The organism is Curvibacter sp. GW821-FHT09D12, from assembly GCF_059416245.1.
This window is the reverse complement of sequence record NZ_JBWKOU010000025.1, coordinates 21,887-33,394: the sequence shown is the minus strand read 5'-3', so window position 1 is coordinate 33,394 and position 11,508 is coordinate 21,887. Positions and strand designations below refer to the sequence as shown.

General features: G+C 67.1%; 12 protein-coding genes. 6 read left to right on the top strand and 6 right to left on the bottom strand.

Features of this window, described 5'->3' with window-relative positions; translation table 11 throughout:
• Positions 1–29 precede the first annotated feature (29 nt).
• The 4 genes from AC07PT_RS25845 (at position 30) to AC07PT_RS25830 (ending at position 4,595) form a co-directional block, all read left to right on the top strand.
• Positions 30–1,493 (top strand): cobyric acid synthase, encoded by a 1,464-nt coding sequence (locus AC07PT_RS25845; protein WP_494658639.1) that lies wholly within the window; start codon positions 30–32, stop codon positions 1,491–1,493.
• Between the two features lie 251 nt (positions 1,494–1,744).
• Entirely contained in the window at positions 1,745–3,124 is a 1,380-nt protein-coding gene (locus tag AC07PT_RS25840; RefSeq protein ID WP_494658623.1) for a homoserine dehydrogenase, read from the top strand.
• A 94-nt stretch (positions 3,125–3,218) separates the two neighbouring features.
• Positions 3,219–3,824, top strand: a complete 606-nt coding sequence (locus AC07PT_RS25835; RefSeq protein WP_492346205.1) for a hypothetical protein — start codon at positions 3,219–3,221, stop codon at positions 3,822–3,824.
• 66 nt (positions 3,825–3,890) lie between these two features.
• Positions 3,891–4,595, top strand: coding sequence for a phosphatase PAP2 family protein (locus tag AC07PT_RS25830; protein WP_494658622.1), 705 nt, complete (start codon positions 3,891–3,893; stop codon positions 4,593–4,595).
• 135 nt (positions 4,596–4,730) lie between these two features.
• On the opposite strand, the gene AC07PT_RS25825 is transcribed toward AC07PT_RS25830, so the two are convergent.
• Positions 4,731–5,024, bottom strand: coding sequence for a hypothetical protein (locus AC07PT_RS25825; RefSeq protein WP_492346207.1), 294 nt, complete (start codon positions 5,022–5,024; stop codon positions 4,731–4,733).
• A 251-nt stretch (positions 5,025–5,275) separates the two neighbouring features.
• Here AC07PT_RS25825 and AC07PT_RS25820 point away from each other — a divergent pair, with 251 nt between their 5' ends.
• Positions 5,276–6,472 carry an MFS transporter gene (locus AC07PT_RS25820; RefSeq protein ID WP_492346208.1) on the top strand — a complete coding sequence of 399 codons (1,197 nt, stop codon included), beginning with the start codon at positions 5,276–5,278 and terminating at the stop codon, positions 6,470–6,472.
• A 90-nt stretch (positions 6,473–6,562) separates the two neighbouring features.
• On the opposite strand, the gene AC07PT_RS25815 is transcribed toward AC07PT_RS25820, so the two are convergent.
• Together AC07PT_RS25815 and AC07PT_RS25810 are read right to left on the bottom strand one after the other, a co-directional pair.
• Positions 6,563–6,859, bottom strand: a complete 297-nt coding sequence (locus AC07PT_RS25815; protein WP_492346209.1) for a hypothetical protein — start codon at positions 6,857–6,859, stop codon at positions 6,563–6,565.
• Between the two features lie 71 nt (positions 6,860–6,930).
• Complete coding sequence (locus AC07PT_RS25810) at positions 6,931–7,233, bottom strand: hypothetical protein (protein ID WP_492346210.1); 303 nt, start codon at positions 7,231–7,233, stop codon at positions 6,931–6,933.
• 307 nt (positions 7,234–7,540) lie between these two features.
• Here AC07PT_RS25810 and AC07PT_RS25805 point away from each other — a divergent pair, with 307 nt between their 5' ends.
• Positions 7,541–9,106 carry a class I adenylate-forming enzyme family protein gene (locus AC07PT_RS25805; RefSeq protein WP_494658621.1) on the top strand — a complete coding sequence of 522 codons (1,566 nt, stop codon included), beginning with the start codon at positions 7,541–7,543 and terminating at the stop codon, positions 9,104–9,106.
• Positions 9,107–9,130: 24 nt separating this feature from the next.
• Here the strand turns inward: AC07PT_RS25805 and AC07PT_RS25800 are convergent, their stop codons facing one another.
• From AC07PT_RS25800 to AC07PT_RS25790, 3 genes are all read right to left on the bottom strand, one after another.
• Positions 9,131–9,694, bottom strand: coding sequence for a lipid-binding SYLF domain-containing protein (locus tag AC07PT_RS25800; protein WP_494658620.1), 564 nt, complete (start codon positions 9,692–9,694; stop codon positions 9,131–9,133).
• A 207-nt stretch (positions 9,695–9,901) separates the two neighbouring features.
• Positions 9,902–11,026 carry a CaiB/BaiF CoA transferase family protein gene (locus AC07PT_RS25795; protein WP_494658619.1) on the bottom strand — a complete coding sequence of 375 codons (1,125 nt, stop codon included), beginning with the start codon at positions 11,024–11,026 and terminating at the stop codon, positions 9,902–9,904.
• On the bottom strand, positions 11,023–11,508 hold the full coding sequence (locus AC07PT_RS25790) for a PaaI family thioesterase (RefSeq protein ID WP_494658618.1): 486 nt from the start codon (positions 11,506–11,508) through the stop codon (positions 11,023–11,025). The genes AC07PT_RS25795 and AC07PT_RS25790 overlap by 4 nt, the downstream gene beginning before the upstream one ends.

The window sequence follows — 11,508 nt, the reverse complement described above, 5'->3', positions numbered from 1 at the left end:
AAACAACCCCCGGCCCGGCGCATTGCGTCATGGTGCTGGGCACCACCAGCGGTGCCGGCAAAAGCTGGCTGACCACGGCCCTGTGCCGTTGGTATGCGCGCCAGGGCTTCAAGGTGGCGCCCTTCAAGGCGCAGAACATGAGCAACAACGCCCGTGTGGTGGCGGGGCCGGGCGGCCAGTCCGGTGAGATCGGCAGCGCCCAGTACTTTCAGGCCCTGGCCGCCGGGGCTGAGCCCGAGGTGCGCATGAACCCCTTGCTGCTCAAGCCCGAGGCTGACACGCGCAGCCAGGTGGTGCTGCTGGGCCAGGTCGACACCGCCTTGACCGAGATGCCCTGGCGTGGCCGCAGCGAGAAGGTGTGGCCCGCCATCGCCCGGACCCTGGACGACCTGCGCGCCGACCACGATGTGGTGGTGATCGAAGGCGCTGGTTCGCCGGCAGAGATCAATCTGCATGCCAGTGACATCGTCAACCTGCGTGTGGCGCGCCATGCCCAGGCCGAATGCCTGTTGGTGACCGACATCGATCGCGGCGGTGCTTTTGCCCACCTCTACGGCACCTGGGCCCTGCTGCCCGAGGACGAACGCCCCTTCATCCAGGGTTTCGTGCTGAACAAGTTTCGCGGCGATGCCAGCCTGCTGGCCCCCGGGCCCGAGATGCTGGAGCAGCTCACCGGCGTGCCCACCGTGGCCGTGGTGCCGATGAAGTGGCAGCACGGTCTGCCCGAGGAGGACGGCGTGTTCGACGACCGCAGCGCCGGTGTGAGCGGCGCGGTGCATACCCGCATCGCGGTGGTGGCTTACCCCCGCATCAGCAACCTCGATGAGTTTCAGCCGCTCAAGAATGTGCCCGGTGTGCGCCTGAACTGGGCGCGCAGCCCGGCCGATCTGGACGGTGCCGACTGGGTGATCCTGCCCGGCAGCAAGGCCACGGCAGCCGATCTGGCCTGGCTGCGCTCACAAGGCCTGGACCAGGCCGTGGCCCGCCATGCCGAACGCGGTGGCCGGGTGCTGGGCGTGTGCGGCGGCCTGCAGATGCTGGGCGAGGCCCTGATCGACACCCAGGGCATCGATGGCAACGCCCCCGGACTGGGCCTGCTGCCCCTGGTGACCACATTCGAAGCCGAAAAAACCGTGCGCCACACCGAGGCACGCTTTGCCGACGTGGCCGCGCCCTGGGCCGCCCTGTCACAGGTGGCCCTGCAAGGCTATGAGATTCACCACGGCCAGACGGCTCAGCACCCGGCCATGGCCGCGGCCGGTGATGTGGCGCGTGAGCTGATCCCCGGTTTGGCCTGGCAGAGTGCCAACGGGCGTGTGTTGGGCCTGTACCTGCATGGCCTGTTCGAGGATGCCGCGGTGCTGCAAGCCCTGTTCGGGGCCGATGCACCCACGCTGACGCAGGTGTTTGAGCGCCTGGCGGACCAGGTCGAGCAGTGCTTCGACCCGGCCTGGCTGCAGCGCAGCTGCGAACGGGCCCGGGCAGGGCATTGAATTTTGCCGTTACACTGTGGCGCATGTCTTTTGAACGCAGCCTCAACGCCTTCTTCACCGCCTGTGCGGTGTCGGCAGGCGCGTCCGTGATCGCACGGACCGGGGCATCGTGCATGGGCATGATGATTAGCACCATTACCACCGCGGCCCCCTAGCAGCGTTGGGGTGGCCGTACCGGCTGCCCCTGGTGTGAGTCTCCGAACCAACCCAGCCCGGCAGCTGGGTTTTTCATTTCTGGTCCGGAGAAACACATGTACCACGATCCCGAATCCCATTTTCCCGAGGGTGCCCTGGCGGCGGCCTCGTTGCCGGCCCTGCGCGTGGGCCTGATCGGCCTGGGCACGGTGGGCGCAGGCACTTTGCAGGTGCTGCAGCGCAACCGCCATGAGATTGCGCTGCGGTCCGGCCGGCCGATCCGTGTCACCGTGGCCACGGCGCGCAATCTGCAGCGCGCGGCCAGCCTGGTCGGGCCGGGCGTGCGACTCGTGAGCAATGCCCAGGCCCTGATCGCCGACCCGGAGGTCGATGTGGTGGTCGAGGCCGTGGGAGGGACCGAACTGCCCCGCCAGTGGTTGTTGCAGGCACTGGCGCTGGGCAAGCCCGTGGTCACCGCCAACAAGGCCTTGCTGGCGCACCATGGCAGTGAGATCTTTGCGGCCGCCTCGGCCGCCGGCACCTGTGTGGCCTTTGAGGGCGCGGTGGCCGTCAGCATCCCGATCATCAAGGCCTTGCGCGAGGGCCTGGGGGCCAACCGCATCGAGTGGGTGGCTGGCATCATCAATGGCACCAGCAATTTCATCCTGAGCGCCATGCGCGAGCGCGGCCTGGGCTTCGAGGCGGCGCTGGCCGAGGCCCAGCGCCTGGGCTATGCCGAGGCCGATCCGGCATTTGATGTGGACGGCGTGGACGCGGCCCACAAGCTCACCTTGCTGTCGGCCATGGCCTTCGGCACACCGGTGCAGTTCGAGCGCGCACATGTGGAGGGCATCCGCCACCTGCAGGCCCAGGACGTGCGACTGGCCGAGCGCCTGGGCTACCGCGTCAAGCTGCTGGGCGTCACGCGGCGCCGGCCCGAAGGGCTGGAGCTGCGCGTGCACCCGGCCCTGTTGCCGGCCGACCAATTGCTGGCCCAGGTGAACGGAAGCATGAACGGCATCCTGGTCAAGGGCGATGCCTCGGGGGTCACGATGTATTACGGGGCGGGGGCGGGTTCCGAGCCCACGGCGTCGGCCGTGATCGCCGACCTGATCGACCTGGCGCGCCTGCACGGCGGGCCGCAACAGCACCGTGTGCCGCACCTGGCCTTCCAGCCCGCGGCCTTGCGGCCTTTGCCGGTGTTGCCCATGGCGGCACTGCGTGGCGCCCATTACCTGCGCTGGAGCGTCGCGGACGAGGTGGGGCTGAACCCCTTGATGGCCCGCCTGGCGGCCGCACTGGAAGCCCATCGCATTCCGGTTCGCCGGCTGGAGCGGGTGCCTGGCGAGGCTGGGCAGGCGCCGGCCGTGGTGGTGTTGACCGGGCCGGCCCTGGAGGGCGACGTCGTGGCGCTGCGGGAGTCGATGGCCTTGTCTTTGGCCTCGGCCGACACGGTGGGGGGCGCGGCCTGGCTGCGCATCGAATCGCTGGCCTGATGCCACCTGGACGCAGGCGGGTGGCGTCGGATCGGGTCCGGGCTGGCTACACTCAGCGGCTCTCCAACCCAATCAACGCTGACCGCTGCCCCCGATGGACTTCTTTTTATTGGCCCTGTTCGCGGGCTTCGCCTTTCACATCGTCAAGACCCATGACCAACGCCGCCGCATCGGCTTGCTGGGCAGCGTGCTGGGTCAGTACCAGATCGAAAAACTGATGGAGACGGTGACCGAGGGTTACTTGCGTGCACTGGGGGAAAAGGATTTGGCACGGCGTGACCAGATCTGGCAACTGCTGGCCAGCGCCGAAACCAGCCTGAGTGACCAGTTCAGCCGCTTTGCCCAGGAGTTTGCCCGGCTCGATGCTTCGCTCACCCGGGTCAGCCGGTTCCCCGTCGCCTTGCCCTGGGTGGACCGACTGCTGCCGGCCTTCACCTTCGATCTGCGCGAACTGTTCAAGATCCACGCGCGCGGATTGGCCCAGGCGGCCCAGGCCCAGGGCGGCTTGTCGCAGCGCGATCGGGCCTATCGGCTGTCGGCTGAGTTGTTCCTCATGCAGCACAGCTGCCACTGGTTCTGCAAGTCGAAAGCCGTGGCATCGGCCCGCTTGCTGAGGCGCCACCAGACCTCGCACGCGCAGGTGCTGGCGGCCGTGTCGCCCGAAACAAGGCGCGCCTACCTGGCCCTGGTGGCGGGTTGAAACCCTGTTGCCGGGTTTCATCGCTACACTTCGCTAGGTATTAACCATGAGAAAGCCGAGCCTTCCATGATCGATGGGTTGCCTGTCACCCCCCAAACCTGGGAGAGCATCACCTCGCTGGGGTCCGCGGGCCTGATGCTGCCGGTTTGGCTGTTGACCTGGCTGGGGGTGTGGCTGGCCCGCGAGCGACTGGCCGCCGGGGTTTGGCTGGTGACCCTGGGGGCGGCGGTGGCCCTGACGCTGATCAGCAAGACCTTGTTCATTGGCTGGGGCATCGGCATCGCCGCCTGGGATTTCACGGGGTTCAGTGGCCATACGCTGCTGGCGACATCGGTGTTTCCCATTCTGTGCAGCCTGTTGCTCGCTCCCCAGCAGCGGCAATGGCGTTGGCTGACGGCTGCGCTGGGTCTGAGCCTGGCCGCGCTGGTGGCTGTCTCACGGGTGGTGTTGGGGGCGCACAGTGTCAGCGAGGTGGTGCTGGCCTGGTTGCTGGGGGCGGCGGTTTGCGTGTGCACGCTGCTGGCGCTGGGGCGCGTCAAACCTTTTCCGTTGCTGGCGGGCCTGATTCCTCTGGCGCTGCTTTTGCTGGCGGGGCGCGCGGCACCCCACCTGCCCACGCACGAATGGGAGGTGCGCATCGCCCTCAAACTGTCGGGGGCGGAGCGGCCCTACACCCGCGAACAACTGCAGCAGCAATCCGGCGCCTCTCGCGAGCGGGCCTGGCACAGGCCTGACCAGACCGATCAGCCGACACGACTGGCCATCCGCTGACACCGCGACGGAACCTGATCACGCCGCAGTGCTGCCCGCTGTACGAACAACAAAAAACAAAAACCGCTGGGCCCAGGGCTGCAGCGGTTTTTTTCTGGCCAGGCCTCACCGCGCGGGGTGAGGTCTTCTGAGGGCTCAGTAGCTCAGTTCACCGTGCGGCAGCATGCCGGCACGGTTGGCTTGAGCGGCAGCCTGGCGCACTTCGACGCGGGTCAGGGCCGACTTGACCTGGGGCAGCACCTTCGACTTGCTGTCCACGTCGGCTGCGTGCTGTGCGGCGACCAGGGCTTCGGCGTTCACTTCGGCGCGGGTGCGCTGGGCCACGGCAGCGGGGGTCTGGTTGTACTCGGCCAGGCCTTCAGCAAAGCTGGGGGCGGCGGCGAAGGCCGAAGCAGCGATCAGGGCGGAGGCGATGAGAGTGCGGTTCATAAGGGATTTCCTTTAGGTGTAATGCCGACTTGCTGAAATCACAAAATTGGGGCAGCGAGTCGATGGGTTGAACTTTATTCTGATTAGCACATGAGTAAAACGATGCCTTTGGAAAAATACTATTTCTGTTTTCGCAATAAATTGCACGTCTAGCACTGTTATGGCGCCGTCTGCACCGAATTGGTGACGTGCAGCACCAAAGCGGAATCGGGCCAATCCCGGCAGAATCACAGGCTTTTCAGAAGGCCTGAATGAACTCCTTGTCCCTGACCTTGCGCCTGCTGGGCCTGGCTGCATTCGGCAGCATGGCCTCGATGCGGGTGTGCGACCCAATGCTGGGGGTGCTGGGCCATGACTTTCAGGTCAGCACGGGCGAAGCCTCGCGTGTCATCGCCGCCTTTGCGGTGGCGTATGGCGTGCTGCAGTTGTTCTATGGCCCTTTGGGCGACCGCCTGGGCAAGATCCGGGTGATCAATCTGGCCACGGCGGGCTGTGCGGTGTTCAGCGCCTTGACCGCGCTGGCCCCCAGCCTGGACGTGCTGGTGCTGTCGCGTGCGGCCATGGGCGGTGCGGCGGCCGGCATCATCCCCTTGTCCATGGCCTGGATCGGTGATCAGGTGGGCTATGAGCAGCGGCAGGCCACGTTGGGGCGCTTCATGGGCGCCACGGTCACCGGCATGATGGCGGGGCAGTGGTTCGGGGGGGTGGCTTCCGAGTACCTGGGCTGGCGCGTGGCCTTCGGCCTGTTGTCAGCCCTGTTTGCTGTCGCGGCGTTCACGCTGTACCGCAAGACCGGTGCGCAGCGTGCCGCACACGCGCAGGCCTTGAGCCAGACGGCGCCTGTGCCCTGGCGCCGTTCCTTCCATGCCACCTTGGCCTTGTTGCGCCTGCCCCGGGTGCGCTGGGTGGTCACGGTGACCGCCATCGAAGGGGCGCTGGCCTTTGGCACCCTGGCCTTTGTGCCGAGTCGCCTGGTCAGCACCCTGGGCTTCAGTCCATCGACGGCAGGCGGCGTGATGATGCTGTACGGCGTTGGGGGATTGCTTTACAGCCAGTTTGTCACCCGCTGGTTGCGCCTGCTGGGCGAACGGGGGCTGGCCCTGCTGGGGGGCACCTTGATCGCTGTTTCGTTGTGGGCGCTGGCCTTCGTGCCGCTGGCGGCGGTGGCGGTATCGGCCTGCTTTTTCGCCGGGCTGGGGTTTTACATGCTGCACAACACCTTGCAGACCCAGGCTACGCAGATGGCACCGCATGCCCGAGGCAGCGCCGTCACGCTGTTCGCCTGTCTGCTGTTTCTGGGGCAAAGCCTGGGCGTGCTGGTGGTGGGCAGCACCGTGGACCATGGGGGGCTGGCCGCCGCCATGGCTGTGGCGGGCCTGGGCGTTCTGGTTCTGGCTTGGGCGGTCTCACGGCGGGTGGCGGGGCGGATGGTGGTGTCGGCGGCCTGAATGAAAAAAGCCCCGCCAAGCAGGGCAAGGGGGGCAAGAGGAGTGTTGAGTTGGCTCTGGCGTCTGGGCGTTGCGCGACCAGTTTCAGCGTCAGAAGCTCAGTTCACCGCGCGGCAGTTGCCCGGCACGGTTGGCATCGATGGCGGCCTGGCGCACCTCGGTGCGGGTCAGGGCCGACTTGACTTGCGGATGCACCTTGGACTTGGCGTCCACGGCCACGGCAGCCTGGCGGGCGGTCGCGATGCCTTCCAGGCGCATTTCGGCGCTGCTGCGCTGGGAAACGCTGGCAGGTGTCTGCTGGTATTCAGCCAGGCCTTCGGCAAAGCTGGGGGCGCTGGCGAAGGCGGCGGCGGCGATCAGGGCGGCGGTGAGGATCTGGCGGTTCATGGTGGGCTTTCGGGATGAGTTTGGATGGGAGGTTCGTGCTGGAGCGGCCCGCACGGGCCACTCGCCGGGGATCAATAGGTGCTGAGGTCGGGCACCAGGCCGGCGCGGTTGGCGGCGGCAGCAGCCTGGCGCACTTCGGAGCGGCTCAGGGCTGACTTGACCGGGGCGGCGATGCGCGACAGGGTGTCCGGATCAGCCGCGCGCTGGGCGGCCACCAGGGCCTCGGCATGGACTTCGGCGCGGCTGCGTTGCGACACCACCGGGGTCGGGCCCTGGTAGGAGTCGGCTTCACCGCCGGCAAAAGCCGGGGCGGCGGCGAACGCTGCGGCGGCAGCGGCGGAGACGAGGACATAAGCCATCAAAGAGCGGGACATGGTGAGTTTCCTTTCGTATGCTGAAAAAACGTTCCGGGCAGGTCGGGCCGGGGGCCTGGCTTGTCCAGCCTCGATGAAGCGTTGTTTCTGGCTCGCGGCTCATCGATGGAGTGACTGTAGGTGATCGTCTGTTGCAATAAAACAGCTTTTCTTGCAAATGAAAGTTCCCAAAACGGAAACAATCTCAGTAGAAAGCCGTGCACACACCGCCTTTAAGCCCCCGCTTTGGCGGGTTCAGTCGCTGTTGCGACAGGGGCGATCGGGGGGGCGCTCCTTATCATTTCGCCTCCTTTGCCGCCACACACCCATGAGCTCCAACACTGCCACCTCGCCTGCTGCCGCAGGCTTTCAATCCATTCCCGACATGATCCGTGCCCACGCGCTGGCCGAGCCAGGCCGGCGGGCCTTGCTCGAAGAGCAAGGTGGTGCCACCCAGGCCCTGAGCTACGGCGAGCTGGACCGGCTGATGGACCAGGTGGCGACGGCCTTGCAGCGCGACGGCGTGCAGCCTGGCCAGGCCATTGCCGTGTGTGCCAGCAGCTCCATGGCCTATGCCACGGTGTTCCTGGGGGCCTTGCGCGCCGGGGTGGTGGTGGCCCCGCTGGCGCCCGGCAGCACCCCTGAAGCCCTGGCCAGGATGCTGGACGACGCTGGTGCCCGCCTGCTGTTCACCGACGCAGCGGCCGCCGCCACCGTGGCCGAGGCCGGTCAGGGGCGGGTGGCGCGCATTGCACTTGATGGCTCGGCCGTGGGCATGCCCCTGGCCCACTGGCTCGCTGGCAGCGAAACCGCCCCGGCGCGGGTCGAGATCGAACCGGGCTGGCCCTTCAACATCATCTATTCCTCGGGCACCACCGGCACGCCCAAAGGCATCGTCCAGTCGCATGGCATGCGTTCGGCCCACGTGAGTCGGGGCGCGGTTTACGGCTATGGACCCGAATCGCTGACCTTGCTGTCGACCCCGCTGTACTCGAACACCACCCTGGTGGTGTTCTTTCCGACGCTGGCTTTTGGTGGCAGCGTGTTCCTGATGCCCAAGTTCGACGCCGCCACCTACCTGCGCCTGGCGCAACAGCACCGCATGAGCCACACCATGCTGGTGCCGGTGCAGTACCAGCGCCTGATGGCACGGCCCGACTTCGATGCCCATGACCTGGGTTCGACCCACATGAAGTTCTGCACCAGCGCGCCCTTCCATGCCGAGCTCAAGGCCGACGTGCTGGCCCGCTGGCCCGGTGGGCTGGTCGAGTTCTACGGCATGACCGAAGGCGGTGGCACCTGCATCCTCAACGCGCACGTGTCTCCCGACAAATTGCACACCGTGGGGCAACCGGCCGAAGGGCACGATATCCGCCTGATCGACGAAGCCGGGCAAGAGGTGCCTCCGGGCGAGGCCGGTGAGGTGGTGGGCCACTCGGCCGGCATGATGACCGGCTACCACGGTCAGCCCGAGAAGACGCGCGAGGCCGAATGGTTTGCACCCGATGGCAAGCGCTTCATCCGCACCGGTGATGTGGGCCGCTTCGATGCCGATGGCTTTCTGAGCCTGTTCGACCGCAAGAAGGACATGATCATCTCCGGCGGCTTCAACATCTACCCCAGCGACCTCGAGGCCTTGCTGCGCAGCCACCCGGCCGTGGCCGAGGCTGCCGTGGTGGGCATGCCCTCGGTCGAATGGGGCGAGACCCCGGTGGCCTTTGTGGTGTCGCAGGCCGGTGTCGATCCGGATACTGAGGCGCTGCGCCAGTGGCTCAATGAAAGAGTGGGCAAGACCCAGCGGCTGGCGGCCCTGCACCTGATCGACGAACTGCCCCGCAGCGCCATCGGCAAGGTGCTCAAGCGCGAGTTGCGCGACGCGTACGCTGCGCGTTGAGCGCCGCGGGCACAGGGTCTGAGTTCAGGGCTTGATCTTCGAGATCTTGGTGCCTTCCAGGCTCAGGCTGGCCATCAGGCCTTCCTGGTCGAACACGTAGGCGTAGGCGTCATTCTTCAGGGTGGTGGTGCTCAGGTTGCGCGCCACGCCCTCATCCACCAGCACCACGGTGGGGCCGACACCGAACTCCCAGCCTTGGGACTGGTGCAGGTATTTGACGGCCTTGTCGTTCATCAGAAACACCACATAGCCATACGACTGGGCGCCGGCCTGCCAGCCGAATGAGCCGGTGACCGAGTTGTAGAAGCCCTTGGGCAGACCGTTCTCGTACAGAACGCCTTCGCCATAGGCGCCGCCAAAAATCAGGCCGGCCTTGATGATCTTGGGGAACACCAGAATGGCCTTGGCGCTCTTGGCCAGCGCTTCCGAGCCGGGGCGGGTCTTGTACAACTGTTGCAGGCTGATCTGGGCCTGCTGGCTCAGCGCGCTGCCGTCTGCGGCCAGCGCGGCGGGGGCGCTGAATCCGGTGGCCAGCAAGGCCGCGCCGGTGAGGGCCAGGGTATGGAACATGCGACGGGTGGTGGTCATGGGTGTCTTCCTTGCTTCGTTCGACGGGGCTGGAAATCAGCGCCCTGGAGTCACCATAGTCAGTCCAATGTTCCAGAAGTGAACAAATGCGGCGGATGGCCGTTTTGGTTACAAATTAACTCCTCAATCTTGCTTTTTGGAACATTTGACGGGGTTTGGGCCACTGGGTGGTGGGCCTCATCGCCTGGCAGCGCCCGGCGCAAGCGCTCAGATCTCGGCGGGCGGTGGCATCCGGTAGGTGGCTGGCGTGCGGCTCAGCTTGATGGGGGAGCCCAGGCCGCGGTAGCCGCCGGGCAGGTTCACCGTCATGCCCCGGTGGGCCGTGTGAGGGTGGCTCAGGGCCTGGGGCACATCGAGAATCGGCGCGCTGGGCACGCCTTGCGCCATCAAGCGCTCGACCAGGCCCTCGCCAGCGTGCTGGGCCAGCAGGGGCAGCAAGGCCGCGCGCAGTTCGGCGCGGTGCACCGAGCGCTGGCCCGCTGTGGCGTATCGCGGGTCTTGCCCCAGCTCCGGCTGGCCCAGCACCTGGCACAGCTGCTGAAACTGCCTGTCGTTGCCCACGGCCAGGAACACCGGTGTGCTGGCGGTAGGAAAGGCGTCATAGGGGTAGATGTTGGGGTGGGCGTTGCCCGTGCGCGTGGGCACACGCCCATCACCGAACCAGTTGGCCGCGTGCGGGTGCAGCAGCGACAGGCCACAGTCGTAGAGGGCGGCCTCCACGAACTGGCCTTGGCCGCTGCGCTGGCGCTCTTGCAGGGCCAGCAGGATGCCGATCACCGCGTTCAGCCCGGTCACCATGTCGACCACGGGCAGCCCCACGCGCAGGGGCTCGGCGCCCACCTCCCCGTTCACGCTCATCAGGCCGCTCATGGCCTGGATGGCCGCGTCGTAGCCGGGCAGGCCGCCCAGGGGGCCGTCGGCGCCAAAGCCGCTGACACGGGCATGGACCAGACGCGGAAAGCGCTGGGCCAGCACTTCGTGGCCCAAGCCCCATTTCTCGAGCGTGCCGGTCTTGAAGTTTTCCAGCAGCACATCGGCATCGGCCAGCAGTGTCAGCAACTGGTCCCGCCCTTCGGGCAGACTCAGGTCCAGGCGCATGCCGCGCTTGTTGCGGTTCAGGCCCATGTAGTACGACGCCACGCCGTTTTCGAAGGGCGGACCCCAGGCGCGGGTCTCGTCACCCTGGGGCGGCTCGATCTTGAGCACGTCGGCCCCATGGTCGGCCAGGATCTGGCCGCAGTAAGGGCCGCCCAGCACACGTGAGACGTCGATGACGCGCACGCCGGCCAGCGCGCCAGGGGCCGGATGGGCTGAAGGATTGGGGGTGTTCATGGGCAAGGCCTGTCGGGGGTGGGTGGGGTGGATGGGGGGGTGGTCGGGTCGGGCTGGCGCTCGACCAGCTTGAAGGTGCCGGTGGCGGTGGCCAGCAGGCGGCCGCTGTCGTCATAGGCTTCGCCACGGGCAAAGCACAGGCTGCGGCCCCGCCGGTCGCAGCGGGCTTCGGCCACCACGTCGCCACGGCCACTGGCCAGGTAGTGCACGCTCAGGTCGATCGTGACCACGCCCCAGCGCAGCGGTTCGTGGGCGCGCACGGCGCAGGCCAGCACCGAATCAAACAGGGCACTGAGGGCTCCGCCATGCACGTCGCCGCGGCTGTTGCTGAAATCGGGCCGGTGCGGCAACCGCACCCGGGCCCGGTCGTCACCGATCTGTTCGCCGCGCAGCCCGAACAGGCGGGCCAGGGCAATCGGGTGGCCGAACAGGGTGCCGTCCTCGAAGGTGGCTGGCGCTTGGGGGGGCGTGGGGCCTGGCAT